Origin of the sequence: Faecalibacterium prausnitzii (assembly GCF_003324185.1) — a bacterium.
Taxonomy (GTDB): Bacteria; Bacillota; Clostridia; order Oscillospirales; family Ruminococcaceae; genus Faecalibacterium; species Faecalibacterium prausnitzii.
Genome location: NZ_PXUP01000023.1, coordinates 1 through 20,042, shown reverse-complemented (window position 1 = coordinate 20,042; position 20,042 = coordinate 1). Strand labels below are relative to the sequence as shown.

Below are 20,042 nucleotides of genomic sequence, written 5' to 3'. Positions count from 1 at the left end.
CTTTTCTGTTTGCTGTCCCGATTGTACCGCCGGGGGCGCAAAACTATCCAGTGTGTACTAAAAATGTGAAATTTTCTGTTCTTCGGCATTTTGCTAAACGGGGTTTTTGCGCCGCAAATACAGGCCGTTTTCCCCTGCCGGAGCAGGGTAATTCCCCCGCAGGTTTTCCATGCAAAACCCGCGATGTGGGGCAGCTTGTTTTGGGCGCAGCGGCAGTATCTGCGGCCTTATTTGCAGGAAAAAAAGCCGGCGCAAATGTTAAAAATTCATGAACAAATCATGCGCAGAAAAAAGGCAAAAATCAGAAGGAAACCACCTAAAAACCAAAATATAAAAGAAAACACTGTGAAAATTGCACAAAAAACTATGTTACAAATCTAACAAAATGCGAGACACAGATTTGACAGATGCTTTACGGTCTGGTAAAATACCGTTTGTGCAACGAACGTTGCAGCGTTTAAATTCTATCTGGATGAAGTAAAAAGCCGTCCTGCGTACGGCACGGCATGGGCAGATGCGGCCCGTGCCGGGGCAGTTTTGTGGTCTGCCCAAAGCGGATTCCAACCTGTAATACGATGCTTCTTCTTTTACCCAAAGAGAGCATCGTATTTGACTGTGCGGCGCTTATATCCCCAGCCGCCGCAGTCCGGGCGGCCGGGGTGCCGATGCAATACCCGCGGCCGCACCAAATACGACAAAGAGAGGAGTTGTCTCGTATCGCTTCCGTTAAATTGAAGAAAGCAGTTACTGCCGCAAAGCAGGCAGTATCTCCCCGTGTGCTGGCATTTTGTGTCATGGTGGTATGCCTTGTGGCTACCCTTGGCGTCACCGCTGCAAATCTGCGGCTGACCTACGTCACCGACTCCAATGGTGCGCGGCAGGTTCTTGTGACCGATGCCGCTGCTTCCCCCGCACAGGTCATGCACCTTTCCGGCATCCGCTCTGAAGAGGGCGATGAGGTCTACTACACCGCGTTCAGCGGCAATCTTGCATCCCTGAATATCGAGCGCGCATTCTCTGTCAGCATCACCGCCGACGGGCAGGAGTACCCGGTCAAGCTGGTGTACGGCACCGTAGCCGATGCGCTGGAGCGCGCCGGCATCACCCTTGAAGGGGACGACTACACCGAGCCGGCGCTGGATCACATCGTGACCGCCGGCAGCAAGATCGTGGTCCACCGCGTGGACTACGAAGAGCGTGTGGAGACGCAGGCCATCCCCTACGACACCCAGTATGTCTACACCAGCCTGTACTTCCGCAACACCGGCCGCACCACTACTATGCAGCACGGCGCAGCCGGTCAGCAGACCGTGACCACCCGCGACCGCTATGTGGACGGTGAGCTGGAGAACAGCACCGTTGTGGATACCACCACTACGGTGGAGCCTACCGACCACGTCATCAAGACCTACGGCGCAGGCGCACCGGTGTCCCCCCTGACCGGCGCGGACGGCACCACCAACGCCCCCACCTCTTATAGCAAGGTGCTCACCGGCAAGGCCACCGGCTACTATTCCCGTGGCGGCAAGGGCTCTTCCGGTCTGGGACTGGGCTACGGCACCGTGGCTGTGGACCCGGACGTGATCCCCTACGGCACCAAGCTCTACATCACTTCCACCGACGGCAAGTTCGTCTACGGCTACGCCGTAGCCACCGATACCGGCATCGCCGTCCAGAAAGGGCAGATCCTTGTAGACCTGTTCTACGAGACCTACGCCGAAAGCGTTATCAACGGCGCCATTCAGGTCAACGTCTACGTTGTGGGCTGAGCTGTAAACAAAACACAATAACCACGCAAAGAGACCGCTGTACAAACTGTGCAGCGGTCTCTTTTGATGTTAAGTAGAAAACTATTTTTATTTCGGGGTCGGGGAAAGTCTGTGGGCTTTCCCCGACCCCTTTTCTGTTTTCGCAACGCTTTCGCCGGAACCGTTTGTCAAATGAGCAGTTTACACGATGTCGAGCTGCAAATTTTGGATGGTATGCCCACAACATACAGAGAATGCCAGAAAATTTGTGTTAATTGTATTTGATTTTCGGACAAAAAGTCTTGCAAAAATGGTAAAAACCTTTTAATATAAAAGAGTACAAAGCTGCGAAAGCCGCTTTCGGCTTCCGCACGGGGAGGAGCAGTCTATGAAACCGACCGAAGAAAAGATTCAGAGCAATACATCGGATCTGCCGGTGTACCTGTTCAAGCAAGGCAATAACTGCGAGGCTTACCGCTACTTCGGCGCACATCTGGAAACACGGGTCGGGGAGTCCGGCGTTGTGTTCCGTGTATGGGCACCGCACGCCGCAGCCATCAGCGTTGTGGGCGACTTCAACAGCTGGAAGCCCGGCAGCCATCCCATGCGCAAGGTGGATGGCGATTCCGTGTGGGAATTGTTCATTCCCGGCATGAAGGAATACGATGTTTATAAATATTGCGTGACCACCCGCGCAGGCGACCTTGTCTACAAGGCCGATCCTTACGCTTTCCACGCCGAGACCCGTCCGTCCAACGGCAGCAAGGTCTACGACCTGTCCGGCTTTGCATGGCACGACACCGCATGGCAGGCCGCACAGAAAAAGGCGGATGTGATCAACGGCCCGATGAATATCTACGAGATGCACGCCGGCAGCTGGAAGCTGAAGGAGGGCGGCAAGCCCTACAACTACTCCGAGCTGGCGGACGAGCTGATCCCGTACATCAAGGATATGGGCTACACCCATGTAGAGCTGCTGCCGGTGATGGAATATCCGTTTGACGGCAGCTGGGGCTATCAGGTCACCGGCTATTTTGCTCCCACCAGCCGCTACGGCACCCCCAAGGATTTTATGGCCTTTGTGGATAAGATGCACGCCGCAGGCATCGGCGTCATCATGGACTGGGTGCCCGCCCACTTCCCCAAGGATCAGTTCGGACTGTACAATTTTGACGGCGAGGCCTGCTACGAGGACCCCAACCCCAAGCGCGGCGAGCACAAGGAGTGGGGCACCATGGTGTTCGACTTTGGCCGCAACGAGGTGCAGAGCTTCCTCATTTCCAGCGCACTGTACTGGCTGGAGCAGTACCACATCGACGGTCTGCGGGTAGACGCCGTGGCCTCCATGCTGTATCTGGACTACAACCGCAAGCAGGGCGAATGGGAGCCCAATAAGGACGGCGGCAAGGAGAACCTTGAAGCCATCGCCTTCCTGCGCAAGCTGAACAACACCGTGCTGGGCCGTCACCCCCACAAGTACATGATCGCCGAGGAGTCCACCGCGTGGCCCATGGTCACAAAGCCCGCTTCGGACGGGGGTTTAGGCTTCAACTTCAAGTGGAACATGGGCTGGATGAACGATATGCTCAGCTACATGAAGACCGACCCGCTGTTCCGCTCCGGCAACCACAACAAGGTGACTTTCAGCTTCTTCTACGCTTTCAGCGAGAACTTTGTCCTGCCCATCAGCCACGATGAGGTCGTGCACGGCAAGGGCAGCCTGCTGAACAAGATGCCCGGCGAGTATGACGACAAGTTTGCCAATCTGCGCACCTTCTTCGGCTACATGATGGCGCACCCGGGCAAGAAACTGCTGTTCATGGGACAGGAGTTCGGTCAGTTTGCCGAGTGGAACGAGACAAAGCAGCTGGACTGGATGCTGCTGGACTACGACAAGCACGCCGAACTGCAGAACTACGTCCGCACCCTGAACGCTTTCTATAAAGAGCACCCCGCCCTCTGGCAGATCGATTACAGCTGGGAAGGCTTCCAGTGGATCGTGCCGGACGACTCGCAGCAGAGCGTCATCGCCTTCCTGCGCAAGGACGCCGCCGGCAAGCAGATCCTTGTCATCTGCAACTTCAACCCCGTCCTGCGCGAGGGCTACACCCTCGGCGCACCGGTGTCCGGCACCTACAAGGAGATCCTGAACAGCGACGATGCCACTTTCGGCGGCTCCGGCACCGTGCACAACAAGCCGGTGCGCACCCACAAAAAGCCGCAGCACGGCTTTGAGCAGAGCATCACCGTTACCCTGCCGCCCATGAGCACCCTGTACTTTGAGGTGCCCACAAAGCGCACCCGCAAGGCAGCAGAGGACAGCGCGGACAAACCGGCAAAAAAGACCGCCAAAAAATCCACCGTCAAGGGCGCCGTGGAAAAGGCGGTAAAAAAGACGACCCGCAAGGCCAAAGCCGAGCCGGACGCCGACAAGCCGGTAAAAAAGACCCGCACCACCAAGGCCAAGGCCGCCGAAACGGCGGATGAAAAACCGGAAAAAGCCAAAAAGGCCGCTGCCAAGTCCAAGGCCGCAGCGGAAAAGCCGGTAAAGAAAACCGCCGCCAAGGCAAAGACTGCGGCAAAAGCAAAACCTGAGACCGAAGCAGAAACCAAACCCGCAAAGCGCACCCGCAAAGCAAAAGCACCCAAGGAGTAAGGATGCCCACACGGATGCACGCACGAACATTCTGATCTGTTGACTATCATTTCCAAAACGGAAATGCTAAAGGGGAGAATAAAGCTATGGCAAAAGAAATCGTGGCAATGATCCTTGCCGGTGGACGTGGCTCGCGCTTATACGCGCTGACACAAAAGACGGCAAAACCTGCGGTGTCCTTCGGCGGTAAGTACCGCATCGTGGACTTCCCGCTGTCCAACTGCGTCAATTCCGATATCGACACGGTCGGTATCGCAACGCAGTACCAGCCCCAGAAGCTGAACGAGTACATCGGTAACGGTCAGCCTTGGGATCTGGACCGTCTGCACGGCGGTGTGCACACCCTGCCCCCTTACGAGCAGGCAAACGGCACCGACTGGTACAAGGGCACTGCAAACGCCATCTACCAGAACATCGGCTTCATCGACAGCTATGATCCCGAGTACGTCATCATCCTGTCCGGCGACCAGATCTGCAAGCAGGACTACGCCGACTTCCTGCGCTTCCACAAGGAAAAGGGCGCAGAGTTCTCTGTGGCCGTCATGGAAGTGGACTGGAAGGAAGCTTCCCGCTTCGGCCTGATGGTGGCGGACGAGACCGACCGCATCACCGAGTTCCAGGAGAAGCCCCCGGTGCCCAAGTCCAATCTGGCATCCATGGGCATCTACATCTTCAACTGGGATGTGCTCAAGAAGTATCTGATCGAGGACGAGGCCGACCCCAACTCCAAGAACGACTTCGGCATGAACATCATCCCCGCCCTGCTGCGTGACGGCCGCAAGATGTACGCCTACCGCTTTGCCGGTTACTGGCGCGACGTGGGCACCATCGACAGCCTGTGGGAAGCCAACATGGAGGTGCTGGACCCCGAGAACTCCGGCATTGATATCTTTGATAAGACTTGGAAGATCTACAGCCGCAACCCCGTGCTGCCCGCCCAGAAGATCGGCGAGCGCGCCGTTGTGCAGGACTCCCTCATCACCGAGGGCTGCAAGATCTACGGCAACGTCAAGCACTCTGTCCTGAGCGCAGGCGTCGTTGTGGAAGAGGGCGCTACCGTTGAGGACGCCGTGCTGATGGACGGTGTCGTGGTCAAGGCAGGTGCCGTGGTCAAGCGCTGCATCCTTGCTGAGGACGTTGTTGTGGGCGCAGGTGCAAAGGTCGGCGGCGAGGGCGCTATTGCCCACGTTGGCACCGGTCTGACCATCGGCGCAGGCGCTACCGTCAAGGAGGGCGCAAAAGTGTTTGAATCCGTCAAGGAGGGTGTGGAAGTATGCTGAGACAGAACACCAATGCGTTGGGTATCATTTTCCCCAACAGCTATGACAATACCGTTCCCGAGCTGGTGACCGAGCGCGCAATGGCCTCGATCCCCTTTGCGGGCCGTTACCGCATGGTAGACTTTGTGCTGTCCAGCATGGCCAACTGCGGCATTTCCAACGTTTCCATCGTGGTGCGTAAAAACTACCACTCCCTGATGGATCATCTGGGCACCGGCCGCGAGTGGGATATGGCACGCCGTCACGGCGGTCTGAACATCGTACCTCCCTTTGCAGAAAAGGGCGTGCGCATCTACTCCGGCCGTGTGGAGGCTCTGGGCTCCATTCTGAGCTTCCTCGAGCACCAGAAGGAGAAGTATGTGGTCATGAGCGATGCCAACATCGCCGTCAACTACGACTTCAACGCCCTGCTGGCTGCTCATCAGGCCAGCGGTGCCGACGTGACTGTGGCTTACCAGAAGACCGAGATTCCCGAGGGCCGCAAGAACGACAACTACACCCTGACCATTGATTCCGATGGCCGCGTGACCGAGCTGCTGTTCAACGACTACCGCTCCGGCGTGCAGAATCTGGATCTGAACATCTATGTGCTGGAGCGCGAGACCCTGATCAAGCTGGTCAAGGACGCTACCGCCCGCGGCCTGATCTACTTCGAGCGCGACATTCTGGCACACAACGTCAACATCCTGAATATCCATGCGCTGGAGTACACCGGCTATGTGGCGCACGTCTGCGACATGAAGAGCTACTTTGACGAGAACCTGAAGCTGATCAAGGACGAGAATCTGGAGGCACTGTTCCCCAAGGGCTGCCCCATCTACACCAAGATCCGCGACGATAACCCCACCCGTTACGTCACCGGCTCCAAGGTTTCGAATTCCATTCTGGCCGACGGCTGCGTCATCGAGGGCACTGTGGAGAACTGCGTGCTCTTCCGTGGCGTCAAGGTCAAGAAGGGTGCTGTGGTCAAGAACTGTGTCCTGATGCAGGATACCGTGGTCGAGCCCAATGTGGAGCTGGACTGCGTTGTCACCGATAAGAACGTGAAGATCACCGCCGGCAAAAAGCTGTCCGGCACCGAGAGCTTCCCGGTCTACGTCCAGAAGAACCACACCGTCTGATCGATGCAATATCCATAGGGGCGGCTTCCTCCCCGGTAGCCCCTCTTGAGAGGGGCGGGGGCACCTGTGTGCCCCCGCCTGCTCTTTTGTATGCAAGGTTCGCGCCGCTTTTCATGGCGGCGGGGAGCGCGAACATCTGTCTGTATCATGGAAGGAGCGAATCCTATGAAGATCCTGTATGCTGCTTCGGAAGCCAATCCCTTTGCCAAATCCGGCGGTCTGGCCGATGTGGCAGGTGCCCTGCCCAAAGCGCTGGTCAAGGACGGCGTGGACGCCCGCGTCATCATGCCCCTGTACGGCGATTTGAAGTACCGCGATAAGCTGGAATACGTTACCAACTACTCCGTGCCTGTGGGCTGGCGCAGCCAGTACTGCGGCCTGTTCAAGGCCGATGTGGACGGCGTGACCTACTACTTCCTCGACAACGAATATTACTTCAAGCGCCGCGGCCTGTACGGCTTCTACGATGACGGTGAGCGCTTCGCCTTCTTCTCCCGCGCCGTGCTGGAGACTTTGTTCTACATCGACTTCACCCCCGATATCATCAACTGCAACGACTGGCAGACCGCTCTGGTGCCGGTGTACCTGAACCTGTACTATCGTCATCTGGACAAGTTCAACCGCATCAAGACCGTGTTCACCATCCACAACATTGCCTATCAGGGCAAGTACGGCACCGATATTCTGGAGGACACCTGCGGCATCGGCCACCGGGACCAGCATATCGTGGAGTACGACGGCTGCGCCAACTTCATGAAGGGCGCTTTCGAGACTGCCGACAAGATCACCACCGTCAGCCCCACCTACGCACAGGAGATCTTGGACCCGTGGTTCAGCTACGGTCTGGACGCCCTGCTGCGTGAGAAGCAGTACAAGCTGTGCGGCATCCTGAACGGCATCGACATGGACGCCAACGACCCCGCCACCGACAAGAACATCCCCTTCAATTACAGCATCAAGACCTTTGAGACCGGCAAGGCCAAGTGTAAGGAAGCTTTGCAGGACAGATTCGGTCTGAACAAAGACGGCAGCCCCGTCTTTGGCATGGTCAGCCGCATGGTGGGCATGAAGGGCTTTGACCTTGTGCAGAGCATCGCTGACGGTCTGGTGGACCGCGGCATCCAGCTGGTCATTCTGGGCAGCGGCGAGAGCCAGTACGAGAACTTCTTCTCTGACCTGTGCGGCCGTCACCCGGGCCGCGTAGGCACCTACATCGGCTTTGAGCCCAAGCTCTCGCAGGAGATCTACGCCGGTGCCGACGCCTTCATCATGCCCTCCAAGAGCGAGCCCTGCGGTCTGGCACAGATGGTGGCCTGCCGCTACGGCACACCTCCCATCGTCCGTGAGACCGGCGGCCTGCGCGACTCCATCCACGACAGCACCATGGGTGACGGCAACGGCTTTACCTTTGCCGGTTACAACGCCCACGAGCTGTATGTGGCCTGCTGCAACGCACAGGATGCCTACAACAACAAGGAAAACTGGAAGAACCTCGTGCGTCACTGCATGGAGTGCGATTTCAGCTGGGATGTTTCCGCCAAGAGCTACGAGGGTCTGTACAACGAGACCGCAAACCTCTGGTAAGCGCCCCTAGATCCCAAAGCACCCGCCGGGGCTGCCGCACAAACGTGCGGCAGCCCCTTTTTTGCTTTTTTTCCGTTTTTTACACTCTGCACAAACTTTTCCGCAAAGTTTGTGCAATGATGCAATCATCGGCGCACAATGTGTGTTATAGGTGCACATTTATGGAATCAGTCTTAACAAACTATGAAATTTTACTATATTTCGGTGGAGAATTGATTGCAATATCCGACGCTTTGAAGTATACTGAGGGCATAGACTTTTTGGCTGCCTGTCCGTCTCCGGCATTTTTTCCAAATGCTGGAATGCGGGCGGCACCCGCAGAAAGGAGCGGCGCAGAACTTGAAGGGCTGGTACAAGGCTTTGGAAGATCTGGTCTGGCTGACCCAGCTGGGGCTGAATATGCTGCTGCCGCTGGTGCTCTGCCTTGCCGGATGCTGGTGGGCTGTGGAGCACTGGGGCTGGCCAGAATGGCTGTTTTTGCCCGCTGTGGGGCTGGGGCTTGCCGCCGGGGCGCAGAACTTCTGGGTGTTCTGCAAGGAACGGCTGGAGCGCTCCAAGCACGAAAAAAATCATCGGGTGGGCTTCAACTCCCACCAGTAATGGAGGTTCGTTTTTATGAAATTACAGCCGGAATCCAAAAAGGAGCTGCTGCGCATCGCCTGCGGCGTGTCTCTGTGCACTGCCGTGATGTGGGTGGTGTTTGCAGCGCTGCATCTGGTGGGCTGGGTGGTCTTTGACTACCGGGTGCTGCTGGGCGGCATCATCGGCGCGCTGGTGGCTATCGGCAACTTTGCCGGCATCTGCTTCGTGGTGCAGAAGGTCATTGACGAGCCGGACGAAAAAAAGCGTAAAGCGCAGCTGCAGATATCCTATAATACAAGGATGCTGCTGCAGGCGTTGTGGATCATCATAGCCATTGCGGCTCCCTGTTTCCAGGCGTTTGCAGGCGTTCTGCCGCTGCTGTTCCCCAGAGTTACGATCTATTATCTCCAGATAACCGGGAAGTACAAGCCGCTCACACCCCCGCAGGAGCCGGTGGACATCGCTGTGGAAGATGACCCCGCCCCTGCTGAGGCGTCTGCGGTGCAGCCCCGTGACGAAGGGGGTGAACAAGAATAAATGGAACTGAACGGCGCAAAGATCCTGTATACCATCCACACCAATATCCCCCTGCTGGGTGATTTTAAAATTACCCAGACCTTGGTAAGCACTTGGATCGTTATGGCGCTGCTCTCGGGTTTTGCCATCTGGCTGGGGCACGACCTCAAGCTGGAAAATGTGTCCAAACGACAGGCCGCAGCCGAGTTCATCGTAACGCGGCTGGAGCAGTTCGTGCACGACAACATGGGCTTCCACTTCGATCAGTATATCCCCCTGGTCGGTGCTATTTTTGCACTGAGCATCGGGTGCAACCTGATCAGCGTTGTCGGCCTGTGGAGCCCCACGGCCGACCTGAACACCGAGGCAGCGTGGGCCATCGTGGTGTTTGTTCTGATCATGTACTACAAGATCAAAACGAACGGCATTCTGGCCTACCTCAAGGGTCTGCTCGATCCGATCTTTATCATGGCACCCATCAATGTGCTGTCGGAGATCTCTACCCCTGTCAGCATGGCGTTCCGTCACTTCGGCAACATCCTGTCCGGTACGGTCATCTCCACACTGCTGTACTGGGCACTGGCAAGCCTGAGCCACGTCATCTTTGGCTGGCTGCCGGGCTTCCTGAGTCAGATCCAGCTGTTCCAGATCGGCATCCCGGCCTTTACCGGTTTGTATTTCGACTGGTTCGGCGGCTGCATTCAGGCGTTCATCTTCTGTACCCTGACCACAATCTTCATCAAACGTGCTGCCGGTGAGGACTAAGGCCTTCCGGCATCCCCCAAAACACAAACACATTTTAGGAGGACAAATCTTATGACTGATTTCCAGTATCTGGCTCGTGGTATCGCTCTGGCAGGCTGCGGCATCGGCGCAGGCTGCGCACTGATCGCAGGTATCGGCCCCGGTATCGGCGAAGGCAACGCTGCTGCTGCTGCCTGTGAGGCCGTTGGCCGTCAGCCGGAGTGCAAGAGCGACGTTACCAGCACCCTGATCCTCGGCGTTGCCCTTTCCGAGACCACCGGTATCTACGGCTTTGTTACCGGCCTGCTGCTGATCTTCCTGGCTCCCGGTATGTTCATGAAGTATCTGGCATAAGCCTCCCGATCCGAAAAAATAACGAAAGGAGACGCTTATGGAACTGTATCAGGCGTTGATCACGCTGGATGGCTGGACCTTTCTGGCCCAGATCTGCAACCTGATGATCCAGCTGGTCATCTTCAAAAAGTTCCTGCTGAAGCCGATCAAACAGGTGATTGCCGACCGCAAGGCCAAGGCCGACAGCGAGATCGCAGATGCGCAGAAGCTGCGCACCGAGGCCGAGGCCATGAAGGCGGAGTACGAGCAGAACCTGCAGAACGCCCGCACCGAGGCCAACCAGATCGTAGCTACGGCGCAAAAGACCGCCACCGCCCGCTCGGAAGAGATCGTGGGCGAGGCCCGCGCGCAGGCCGCTGCGTTGAAGCAGAAGGCCGAGGCTGACATTGCGCAGGAGCGCAAGAAGGCCGTGAACGAGGTCAAGGACGAGATCGGCGGCATTGCCATGGAGATCGCATCCAAGGTGGTGGAGCGCGAGATCAGCGAGAAGGACCACAAGGACCTGATCGACGAATTTATCAAAAACGTGGGTGAAGCATCATGACCGAAACTGCAAAGATGTACGGCGGCAGTCTGTACGATCTGGCGGCAGAGGAAGGGCTGGAGACCCGCATTCTGGGCGAGCTTGACGAGGTGCAACAGCTTCTGAAGCAAAACCCGGACTACCTGCGGCTGCTCAGCACCCCCAGCATCCCCAAAAAGGAGCGCTGCGGCCTGCTGGACGAAGCCCTGCGCGGGCAGGTCCACCTCTATGTGCTGAACTTTTTAAAGATCCTGTGCGAGAAGGGCACCCTGCGGGAGCTGTCCGGCTGCGCACGGGCTTACCGCATCCGCTACAATCAGGCGCACGGCATTCTGGAAGCTACGGCCATCTCGGCCATTCCGCTGACAGAGCCGCAGCGCACGGCGCTGCACGCCAAGCTGGAAAGCCTGACCGGCAAGACCATCGACCTTAAAACCAAGGTGGATGCCAAGGTGCTGGGCGGTATCCGGCTGGATCTCGAGGGCACCGAGCTGGACGGCACCGTCCAGAACCGTCTTGCCTCCCTGCGCCGGGATATTGCGGCGGTCACTTTGTAACTTTTTCCCTGCCCTTTGCAAACGGGGCAGAGCACAGAACGAATTTCCACCCGAAATGACTATTATGAATTGAGTGGTGAACAAACAAAGATGCAACTGAAACCTGAAGAGATCTCCAAGATCATCCGTGCGCAGATCAAGCATTACGAAAATGCCATCGAGCAGAGCGAGACCGGCACGGTCATTATGGTGGGCGATGGCATCGCCCGGGCCAGCGGTCTGGAAAAGTGCATGGCAGGCGAGCTGCTCCAGTTTGACAACGGTGAATACGGTATGGCCCAGAACCTTGAGGAAAATACCGTTTCCATCGTGCTGCTGGGCTCGGATGTCGGCATCAAAGAAGGCAGCATCGTCAAGCGCACCGGCAAGGTGGTTTCCGTGCCGGTGGGCGATGCCATGATCGGCCGCGTGGTCAACGCACTGGGTCAGCCCATCGACGGCGCAGGCCCCATTGAGACCACCGAGTACCGCGCCATTGAGAGCCGCGCTCCCGGCATCATCGAGCGCCAGCCCGTCAAGGAGCCGCTGCAGACCGGTATCAAGGCCATCGACTCCATGATCCCCATCGGACGCGGTCAGCGCGAGCTGATCATTGGTGACCGCCAGACCGGCAAGACCACCATTGCCTCCGATACCATCATCAACCAGAAGGGCAAGGACGTCATCTGCATTTACGTTGCCATCGGTCAGAAGCGCTCTACCGTGGCAAACCTTGTGCAGAGCCTGACCGAAGCCGGTGCCATGGGCTACACCATCGTGGTGTCCGCTACCGCATCCGAGCTGTCTCCCCTGCAGTATATCGCCCCTTACTCCGGCTGCGCCATGGGCGAATACTTCATGCAGCAGGGCAAGCACGTCCTCATCATCTATGATGACCTTTCTAAGCACGCTGTGGCTTACCGTGCCCTGTCGCTGCTGATTCGCCGTCCTCCGGGACGCGAGGCTTACCCCGGCGACGTTTTCTATCTGCACTCCCGTCTGCTGGAGCGCGCTGCCAAGCTTTCCAACGAGCTGGGCGGCGGCAGCCTGACGGCTCTGCCCATCATCGAGACGCAGGCGGGCGACGTTTCCGCCTACATCCCCACCAACGTCATCTCCATCACCGATGGTCAGATCTTCCTGGAGACCGAGCTGTTCCACTCCGGCGTTATGCCGGCAGTCAACCCCGGTATCTCGGTGTCCCGTGTCGGCGGCAACGCTCAGATCAAGGCCATGAAGAAGGTGGCCGGCACCCTAAAGCTGATCTACTCCCAGTACCGCGAGCTGCAATCCTTTGCACAGTTCGGCTCTGATCTGGACGCCGACACCAAGGCGCGTCTGGCACAGGGCGAGCGCATCGTGGAGGTGCTCAAGCAGAACCGCTCCGCACCCGTGCCTGTGGAAAAGCAGGTCGCCATCCTGTACGCCACCATCCATGACTACCTTGTCAACGTCAAAGTGCCGGATGTGGCCGAGTACGAGAAGAGCCTGTACGAGTATCTGGACAACGATGCCGCCGGGGCTGCCGTGATGGACACCATCCGCACCACCGGCAATCTGGATAAGGACACCGAGGAGCAGCTCAAAGCCGTGCTGACCCGGTATACCGAAAGCTTTGTCAAGGCGCATTAAAGGGAAGGAGGCGTAACGCATGGCTGGTTCCATGAAGGACATCAAGCTGCGCATCAAAAGCGTAGAGAGCACCATGCAGATCACCAAGGCCATGGAGCTGGTGGCTTCCTCCAAAATGCGCCGTGCCAAGGAGCGGGTCGAACACAGCCGACCCTATTTTGAAACGCTGTACAAGACCCTGACCGAGATCGCGGCAGCGGACCCCCGGGCCCGCAACCCCTACCTGCGCCGCAGCGAGATCAAGCGCACGCTGCTGGTGGTCATTGCCGGTGACCGCGGCCTTGCCGGCGGTTACAACGCCAATGTGCTCAAGCTGGCCGCACAGGAAAGCGGCAACGTGGAGGTGCTGCCCATCGGCAAGCGCTCGGCAGAATATTTTGCCCACCACGAAGCCGAACTGTTCACGCAGGAAGTGCTGCTGGCCGCCGATATTTCGGTGGGACAGTGCTTCCAGCTGGCGCGCCAGATCACCGAAGGGTACCGCAAGGGCGAGTTTGACGCTGTAAAGCTCTGCTACACCCGGTTCGATTCCATGATGACCCAGACGGCAGTTTCCATCGAGGTGCTGCCGCTGGCCATGGAGCCCACCGAGCAGCAGAAAGCCGAGGCGCGCCGCAGTCAGATCTTGTACAAGCCCAGCAGCGAGGAAGTATTCAGCGCGATCATCCCGGAGTATGTGGCCGGTGTCGTCTACGGTGCCGTGTGCGAGAGCGTAGCCAGCGAGCTGGCCGCCCGCCGCACCGCCATGGACGCTGCCACCAAGAACGCCGGTGAGATGATCGACCATCTCAACCTGTATTATAACCGTGCCCGTCAGGCTGCTATCACGCAGGAGATCACCGAGATCGTGGCCGGTGCGGAGAACTAAAACCCTCTCAGCCGCCTGACGGCGGCAGCTCCCCCGAAGGGGGAGCTTGAGCGGAAAAACCTATCAAGAAGGAGTTGTAGCCTATGTCCGAAAAACATATCGGCAAGGTGATCCAGGTCATTGGCCCGGTGCTGGACATCCAGTTCAAGGATGGCGAGCTGCCGGAGCTGCTCAACGCCATTGAGATCGACAACCACGGCCAGAAGCTGGTGGTGGAGGTCGCTCAGCTGACCGGCGACAATGTGGCACGCTGCATTGCCATGAGCAGCACCGATGGTCTGGTGCGCGGCACAGATGCCGTGGACACCGGCGAGTCCATCAAGGTGCCCGTAGGCGACCAGTGTCTGGGGCGCGTGTTCAACCTGCTGGGCGAGCCTGTGGATAACAAGCCCGCCCCCACCCCGGATGCCTACTGGCCCATCCACCGTCCCGCTCCCAGCTACGAGGAGCAGCAGTCCACCACCGAGATCCTTGAGACCGGCATCAAGGTCGTGGACCTGATCTGCCCCTACGCCAAGGGCGGTAAGATCGGCCTGTTCGGCGGCGCCGGTGTCGGCAAGACCGTTCTGATCCAGGAGCTGATCTATAACATCGCCACCGAGCACAACGGTTACTCGGTATTTACCGGCGTTGGCGAGCGCACCCGCGAGGGCAACGACCTGTACGGCGAAATGACCGAGAGCGGCGTTATCAACAAGACCGCGCTGGTCTACGGCCAGATGAACGAGCCCCCGGGAGCCCGTATGCGCGTGGCACTGTCCGGCCTGACCATGGCAGAGTACTTCCGCGATGTGAAGAATCAGGACGTGCTGCTGTTCATCGATAACATCTTCCGCTTCACGCAGGCTGGTTCCGAGGTGTCCGCACTGTTGGGCCGTATGCCCTCTGCCGTTGGTTACCAGCCCACGCTGGCCACCGAGATGGGCGCCCTGCAGGAGCGCATCACCTCCACCCGCAAGGGTTCTATCACCTCGGTGCAGGCCGTCTACGTTCCCGCCGATGACCTGACCGACCCCGCCCCTGCCACCACCTTTACCCATCTGGATGCCACCACGGTGCTGAGCCGTGACATTGCATCGCAGGGCATCTACCCCGCTGTGGACCCGCTGGACTCCACCAGCCGCATCCTCAGCCCGGAGGTCGTGGGTCAGGAGCACTACGAGATCGCCCGCGCCGTTCAGAAGGTGCTGCAGCGCTACAAGGAACTGCAGGACATCATTGCCATCATGGGCATGGACGAGCTGAGCGAGGAGGACAAGCGTACCGTCAGCCGCGCCCGCAAGGTGCAGCGCTTCCTGAGCCAGAGCTTCCATGTGGCAGAGCAGTTCACCGGTATGCCCGGCCAGTATGTGCCGCTGAAGGAGACCCTGCGGGGCTTTAAGATGATCCTGAGCGGCGAGTGCGACGAGCTGCCCGAGAGCGCATTCCTGTTCGCGGGCACCATCGACGACGTGTTCGCAAAAGCGAAGAAGGGGTAAGCCATGACGACCTTTCATCTGACGGTGGTCACGCCGGACGGCTGCGCCTTTGAAGGTCAGGCCGAGCGCATCGTCTGCCGCGCCATTGACGGCGATATCGCCATTCTGGCAAAGCACGGCGATTACTGCACGGCACTGGGCATGGGCGAGGCGCACATTGTGGATGCCGACGGTCAGCGCCGCCGTGCAGCCTGCATGGGCGGCCTGCTCAGCGTGCTGGACGGGGACGTGCGTCTGGTGGCTACCACTTGGGAATGGGCCGAGGACATCGATCAGGCGCGTGCGGAGGCTTCCAAGAAGCGCGCCGAGGAGATCCTTGCCCGCAAGAACCTGAACGACCGTGAGTACGAGCTGGCACAGGCGCGCCTCAAGCGCGCGCTGGTGCGCACCTCTGTCCGTTAAACCTGTATGAAAAAAGGCACCCGCAGCCGGATGGCTGTGGGTGCCTTTTTAAATTTATCTTACCCCCGGTTCGCTTTCTCGATCAGGGTGCGGATGTGGTGCGCAAGCATCTCCACAGCGGTGCTGTTCTCACCGCCGTTGGGCACAATGATGTCCGCGTTGCGCTTGCTGGGCTCTACAAAGGCTTCGTGCATCGGCTTGACCGTGGTAAGGTACTGGTCTATCACGCTGTCCAAGCTGCGCCCGCGCTCCTTTACGTCCCGCAGAATGCGCCGCAGGATGCGCTCGTCCGCGTCCGTGTCCACGAAGATCTTGTAGTCGAACAGGGCGCACAGTTCCGGCTCTACAAAGGGCAGAATGCCCTCCACGATCAGCACCGGGGCGGGCTCGATGTGCTGTACCTCGTTGCTGCGGTTATGGTTGGAGTAATCGTACACCGGGCAGTCGATGGCGCGGCCTGCCTTCAACTCCTGCAAGTGGTAGATGAGCAATGCGTTGTCGAAGGCGTCCGGGTGGTCGTAGTTCAGCTTGCAGCGCTCTTCAAAGGGCAGCTCGTCGTGACGCTTGTAGTAGCTGTCGTGGGAGATCAGCCGCACCTCGTCCTCCCCAAAGCGCTCCTTCAGCCGCAGTGCAAGGGTGGTCTTGCCGCTGCCCGAGCCGCCCGCGATGCCAATGATCAGGTTGTTCATAATGCAAACTCCTTCTGCACAAAATCTGCCGGTTTCTGTGGAAAAACCGGCCGGAATGGATTATAATAGGTTTGTATATATTCTGCTGCCCCGGGGCTGTTGCCGCCCGGCAGCAGTTCTTCCCTTTTATCATAGCACAAAATGTGTCGTTTGGACAGGGTTTGCAGGCTATCCTCCGACACATTCCAAAAAAAGGACGGTCAAAATGTCAAAAGAAACATTGCAGCACACCATGAGAAGCAAGGTCCGGGTATTTGAGGACGGCGGCATCCGTCTGCTCCGTAAAGGCCAGAAAGGGCTCATCCATGCCATCTTCAGCCGCTTTGGGCTGGTGCTGGTACTGCTGGTGTTGCAATTCGGGGCGCTCTTCAGCCTGATGCGCTGGTTCAGTAACCTGCTGCCCCACTACTTGGGCGGCACCTTGCTGGTCACGGCGGCCATGATGGTCTACCTGCTCAATCAGGACATGAACAACAGCGTGCGCATCCCGTGGCTGGTGGTCACGGCGCTTGCCCCGGTGCTGGGCGTGCTGCTGTTCTGCTACACCAAGGAGGATGTCGGTCACCGGATGCTCAAAAAGCGCCTGCTGGAGCTGGAGGGACAGACCCGCGGCCAGCTGGCGCAGGACCAAAAGGCGAGCACGGCGCTGGACGCGGACTGCCCCGGCGCGGCCTCTCTGGCGCAGTATCTGCGCGGACGGGGCGGCGGCTTCCCGGTGTACGAAAACACGCAGGTGACCTATTTCCCCAGCGGAGAGGCCAAGTTTGCCGCGCTGCTGCCCCAGCTGGAAAGCGCCACCCAGTACATTTTTCTGGAATACTTCATCATCGACGAAGGGCTGATGTGGGGGCGCATTCTGGAGATCTTAGCTCGCAAGGCCGCGCAGGGCGTGGATGTGCGGGTAATGTATGACGGCACCTGCGAGTTCTCCACCCTGCCCCGGGACTACCCCAGACGGCTGGAAGCGCTGGGTATCCGCTGCAAGGTGTTTGCGCCGGTCACGCCCTTTGTTTCCACCCACTACAACTACCGCGACCACCGCAAGATTCTGGTCGTAGATGGCCGCGTGGGCTTTACCGGCGGCGTGAATCTGGCCGATGAGTACATCAACCACGTTGAAAAATACGGCCGCTGGAAGGACGCTGCCGTCATGCTGGAGGGCGAGGGCGTGCGCACCATGACCGCCCTGTTTTTGCAGATGTGGGGCATCCAGCGGGAGCCGGAGTTTGCGCAGTTCCTCACCCGCCCCCTCCCGGAAACGCAGGCAAAGGGCTTTGTCATCCCCTACGGGGACTGCCCGCTGGACGGCGAGCGTGTAGGCGAGATGGTGTACATCGACCTGCTCAACCGCGCCCGGCACAGCGTACATATCATCACGCCCTACCTCATTCTGGACGGCGAGTTGGAGACCGCCCTGCGCTTTGCCGCCGAGCGCGGCGTGGATGTGCACCTGATCCTACCCGGAAAGCCGGACAAGTGGTTTGCTTATGCGCTGGCTAAAACGCATTACCTGCCGCTGCTGTCCTCCGGTGTGAAGATCAGCGAGTGGACCCCCGGCTTCACCCATGCCAAGGTGATGATCATGGACGGGCAGGAGGCGGTCGTGGGCACCATCAATCTGGATTACCGCAGCCTGTACCACCACTTTGAAAACGCGGTCTGGATGCGCGGCGTGGACTGCCTGCCTCGCATTGAGGCCGATTTTCAGGATACGCTGGCACAGTGCCGCACAGTGGAGCCCACCCGTCAGAGCGTCTGGCAGGGCAAAAAGCTGCTGCATCTGGTGGGCATAGTGCTCAAGTTCATCGCCCCGCTGATCTAAACGAAAAACGCCCCGGAAACGCTGTCAAACGTTTCCGGGGCGTTCTTTGCTTATGCTTTTGCGCCTGCCGGCACTCTTCTCTTTTTCAGCGTGGAGGGCATCGCCTTCAGCGGGTCGCCCACCACATGATGATAGACCTCCTCGTAACGGTCCAGCATCACGTCGTGCTCAAAATTTGTATGGATGTACTCGATCTGCTGCTGCCGCATTGCGTCCGGGTACTCCTGTGCGCATTCTCGTTCCAGCGCCCGGGCAAGATCATCCGTATCCTCCGGTTTGAAGGCCGCGCCGTAAATGTCGGTCACGACCGTATTCTCGGGGATATCGCTCACCAGACACCGTGCTCCGATGGACAGTGCCTCCAGCAACGACAGGGAAAGCCCCTCGGTGTGGCTGGGCAAAACGAACAGCCCGCAATTGCTGTAAAGCTCCTTCAGCAGGTCGCCCACCAAATAATCTGTCATGATGATATTGGGGTCATTCTGCGCCTGCTGCTGTACCGTTCTACAATATTCGCTGTCGTCCAGCGGGCCGACCAGTACAAGCTTTTTCCCTGTCTTGGCCTTGCGGTAGCCCTCCACCAGATCCAGCGTGCCCTTTTCCGGCGAGATGCGCCCCACATACAGGATGTACTCTCCCCTCGCCAGCCCGTATTTTTCCCGGATCAGGCTGCACGCGCGCTTTTCGTAAAAGCGGATGGCATTGGGGATCAGTATGGATGCACGGTTGTATTTCTGCAAAAAATAGTTCCACTCCGTCTCCGAAAGCACCACCAGATCATCCGCATATTTTGCGGCGATCCGCTCTCCCAGCTTCATATAACGGCTAGCAAAGCCGCGCCATTTGTCTACCTTCCAGTTCAGTCCGTGCACCGTACATACGGTGCGCTTGCCGAATATCTTAGCAATCAGCAGCGGTACGCTGGGTCCGATGGCGTGGTAATGGAGCACATCATAGCCCCGGAACAGCGCATCAAAAGTTGCCAGAAAAGAGTAGATCGTGGCATTCAGTGCAGGCTTTTGCAGCGTAAACACCCGCCGCGCGTGAACGCCGTCCACATCGTACACATTATGGTGCTTTTCCAAGCCGCGGTTATACACAGTAACGTCATAGCCTCGTTCCACCAGACTTCTGGCCAGCCCGCCAACCATGACCTCCACACCGCCCGAGCGACTCGGAAAATCCTTATGCCCGATCATCGCCACCTTCACCACAACTACTTCCTTCCGTTCTGTAATATATCCCCGACCGATCCCATTTCCACCACATTGATATATTATTATTGTAACATAAGCGTCACTTAGCCGCAACTAATTTCCACGGAATATTTTAACAAAATATGAACTTTCAGTTATATCTTGCTCTATTTGTAGGAATTTCATCTTTCACACACTAAAAAACGCTTCAGGAAATTCCTGAAGCGTTTCTCTAAGTCGGCGACTACCTATTTTCACAAGCCGTTTCCAGCTAACTATCTTCGGCACAAGTAAGCTTAACTTCTGTGTTC

General features: G+C 58.1%; 19 protein-coding genes. 17 read left to right on the top strand and 2 right to left on the bottom strand.

Annotated elements, in window-relative coordinates; all coding sequences use genetic code 11:
• Positions 1–65 precede the first annotated feature (65 nt).
• The 16 genes from C7J97_RS15260 (at position 66) to atpC (ending at position 16,024) form a co-directional block, all read left to right on the top strand.
• The gene (locus C7J97_RS15260) at positions 66–272 is read left to right on the top strand and encodes a hypothetical protein (protein ID WP_207657575.1); all 207 of its coding nucleotides are present in this window, start codon (positions 66–68) and stop codon (positions 270–272) included.
• A 459-nt stretch (positions 273–731) separates the two neighbouring features.
• The gene (locus C7J97_RS12890) at positions 732–1,769 is read left to right on the top strand and encodes a 3D domain-containing protein (protein WP_242983520.1); all 1,038 of its coding nucleotides are present in this window, start codon (positions 732–734) and stop codon (positions 1,767–1,769) included.
• A 367-nt stretch (positions 1,770–2,136) separates the two neighbouring features.
• The gene (gene glgB / locus C7J97_RS12885) at positions 2,137–4,404 is read left to right on the top strand and encodes a 1,4-alpha-glucan branching protein GlgB (RefSeq protein WP_113993177.1); all 2,268 of its coding nucleotides are present in this window, start codon (positions 2,137–2,139) and stop codon (positions 4,402–4,404) included.
• 86 nt (positions 4,405–4,490) lie between these two features.
• Positions 4,491–5,684, top strand: a complete 1,194-nt coding sequence (locus C7J97_RS12880) for a glucose-1-phosphate adenylyltransferase (protein WP_005921531.1) — start codon at positions 4,491–4,493, stop codon at positions 5,682–5,684.
• The gene (glgD, locus tag C7J97_RS12875) at positions 5,678–6,805 is read left to right on the top strand and encodes a glucose-1-phosphate adenylyltransferase subunit GlgD (protein ID WP_113993176.1); all 1,128 of its coding nucleotides are present in this window, start codon (positions 5,678–5,680) and stop codon (positions 6,803–6,805) included. Before C7J97_RS12880 ends, glgD begins: the two co-directional genes overlap by 7 nt.
• A gap of 165 nt (positions 6,806–6,970) precedes the next feature.
• The gene (gene glgA / locus C7J97_RS12870) at positions 6,971–8,389 is read left to right on the top strand and encodes a glycogen synthase GlgA (protein ID WP_113993175.1); all 1,419 of its coding nucleotides are present in this window, start codon (positions 6,971–6,973) and stop codon (positions 8,387–8,389) included.
• Between the two features lie 339 nt (positions 8,390–8,728).
• The gene (locus tag C7J97_RS12865) at positions 8,729–8,989 is read left to right on the top strand and encodes an AtpZ/AtpI family protein (RefSeq protein ID WP_172679811.1); all 261 of its coding nucleotides are present in this window, start codon (positions 8,729–8,731) and stop codon (positions 8,987–8,989) included.
• A 15-nt stretch (positions 8,990–9,004) separates the two neighbouring features.
• Positions 9,005–9,508, top strand: coding sequence for an ATP synthase subunit I (locus C7J97_RS12860; RefSeq protein WP_015537346.1), 504 nt, complete (start codon positions 9,005–9,007; stop codon positions 9,506–9,508).
• Positions 9,509–10,252, top strand: a complete 744-nt coding sequence (locus tag C7J97_RS12855) for a F0F1 ATP synthase subunit A (RefSeq protein ID WP_015537345.1) — start codon at positions 9,509–9,511, stop codon at positions 10,250–10,252. It abuts the gene before it with no gap.
• 51 nt (positions 10,253–10,303) lie between these two features.
• Positions 10,304–10,585: an ATP synthase F0 subunit C gene (gene atpE / locus C7J97_RS12850; RefSeq protein WP_005921517.1), complete on the top strand. Its 282-nt coding sequence runs from the start codon at positions 10,304–10,306 to the stop codon at positions 10,583–10,585.
• A 37-nt stretch (positions 10,586–10,622) separates the two neighbouring features.
• Entirely contained in the window at positions 10,623–11,129 is a 507-nt protein-coding gene (atpF, locus tag C7J97_RS12845) for a F0F1 ATP synthase subunit B (protein WP_015537344.1), read from the top strand.
• Complete coding sequence (gene atpH / locus C7J97_RS12840) at positions 11,126–11,665, top strand: ATP synthase F1 subunit delta (RefSeq protein ID WP_113993174.1); 540 nt, start codon at positions 11,126–11,128, stop codon at positions 11,663–11,665. The genes atpF and atpH overlap by 4 nt, the downstream gene beginning before the upstream one ends.
• Positions 11,666–11,755: 90 nt before the next feature.
• Positions 11,756–13,276 carry a F0F1 ATP synthase subunit alpha gene (atpA, locus tag C7J97_RS12835; protein ID WP_113993173.1) on the top strand — a complete coding sequence of 507 codons (1,521 nt, stop codon included), beginning with the start codon at positions 11,756–11,758 and terminating at the stop codon, positions 13,274–13,276.
• 19 nt (positions 13,277–13,295) lie between these two features.
• Complete coding sequence (gene atpG, locus C7J97_RS12830) at positions 13,296–14,144, top strand: ATP synthase F1 subunit gamma (protein ID WP_055186785.1); 849 nt, start codon at positions 13,296–13,298, stop codon at positions 14,142–14,144.
• Between the two features lie 83 nt (positions 14,145–14,227).
• On the top strand, positions 14,228–15,622 hold the full coding sequence (gene atpD, locus C7J97_RS12825; protein WP_005921508.1) for a F0F1 ATP synthase subunit beta: 1,395 nt from the start codon (positions 14,228–14,230) through the stop codon (positions 15,620–15,622).
• Between the two features lie 3 nt (positions 15,623–15,625).
• Complete coding sequence (atpC, locus tag C7J97_RS12820; RefSeq protein WP_005921506.1) at positions 15,626–16,024, top strand: ATP synthase F1 subunit epsilon; 399 nt, start codon at positions 15,626–15,628, stop codon at positions 16,022–16,024.
• Positions 16,025–16,083: 59 nt separating this feature from the next.
• On the opposite strand, the gene udk is transcribed toward atpC, so the two are convergent.
• Positions 16,084–16,713 (bottom strand): uridine kinase, encoded by a 630-nt coding sequence (gene udk / locus C7J97_RS12815; RefSeq protein WP_015537343.1) that lies wholly within the window; start codon positions 16,711–16,713, stop codon positions 16,084–16,086.
• A gap of 232 nt (positions 16,714–16,945) precedes the next feature.
• Here udk and C7J97_RS12810 point away from each other — a divergent pair, with 232 nt between their 5' ends.
• The gene (locus tag C7J97_RS12810; RefSeq protein WP_341458712.1) at positions 16,946–18,535 is read left to right on the top strand and encodes a phospholipase D-like domain-containing protein; all 1,590 of its coding nucleotides are present in this window, start codon (positions 16,946–16,948) and stop codon (positions 18,533–18,535) included.
• Between the two features lie 50 nt (positions 18,536–18,585).
• Here C7J97_RS12810 and C7J97_RS12805 read toward each other — a convergent pair whose 3' ends face one another.
• Complete coding sequence (locus C7J97_RS12805; protein WP_170126676.1) at positions 18,586–19,746, bottom strand: glycosyltransferase family 4 protein; 1,161 nt, start codon at positions 19,744–19,746, stop codon at positions 18,586–18,588.
• Positions 19,747–20,042: the final 296 nt, after the last annotated feature.

Excerpts from the sequence above, each read along its gene's own strand:
- glgB (WP_113993177.1), top strand. The coding sequence starts at position 2,137 with ATGAAACCGACCGAAGAAAAGATTCAGAGCAATACATCGGATCTGCCG.
- C7J97_RS12880 (WP_005921531.1), top strand. The coding sequence starts at position 4,491 with ATGGCAAAAGAAATCGTGGCAATGATCCTTGCCGGTGGACGTGGCTCG.
- glgD (WP_113993176.1), top strand. The coding sequence starts at position 5,678 with ATGCTGAGACAGAACACCAATGCGTTGGGTATCATTTTCCCCAACAGC.
- glgA (WP_113993175.1), top strand. The coding sequence starts at position 6,971 with ATGAAGATCCTGTATGCTGCTTCGGAAGCCAATCCCTTTGCCAAATCC.
- C7J97_RS12860 (WP_015537346.1), top strand. The coding sequence starts at position 9,005 with ATGAAATTACAGCCGGAATCCAAAAAGGAGCTGCTGCGCATCGCCTGC.
- C7J97_RS12855 (WP_015537345.1), top strand. The coding sequence starts at position 9,509 with ATGGAACTGAACGGCGCAAAGATCCTGTATACCATCCACACCAATATC.
- atpE (WP_005921517.1), top strand. The coding sequence starts at position 10,304 with ATGACTGATTTCCAGTATCTGGCTCGTGGTATCGCTCTGGCAGGCTGC.
- atpF (WP_015537344.1), top strand. The coding sequence starts at position 10,623 with ATGGAACTGTATCAGGCGTTGATCACGCTGGATGGCTGGACCTTTCTG.
- atpH (WP_113993174.1), top strand. The coding sequence starts at position 11,126 with ATGACCGAAACTGCAAAGATGTACGGCGGCAGTCTGTACGATCTGGCG.
- atpA (WP_113993173.1), top strand. The coding sequence starts at position 11,756 with ATGCAACTGAAACCTGAAGAGATCTCCAAGATCATCCGTGCGCAGATC.
- atpG (WP_055186785.1), top strand. The coding sequence starts at position 13,296 with ATGGCTGGTTCCATGAAGGACATCAAGCTGCGCATCAAAAGCGTAGAG.
- atpD (WP_005921508.1), top strand. The coding sequence starts at position 14,228 with ATGTCCGAAAAACATATCGGCAAGGTGATCCAGGTCATTGGCCCGGTG.
- atpC (WP_005921506.1), top strand. The coding sequence starts at position 15,626 with ATGACGACCTTTCATCTGACGGTGGTCACGCCGGACGGCTGCGCCTTT.
- udk (WP_015537343.1), bottom strand. The coding sequence starts at position 16,713 with ATGAACAACCTGATCATTGGCATCGCGGGCGGCTCGGGCAGCGGCAAG.
- C7J97_RS12810 (WP_341458712.1), top strand. The coding sequence starts at position 16,946 with ATGAGAAGCAAGGTCCGGGTATTTGAGGACGGCGGCATCCGTCTGCTC.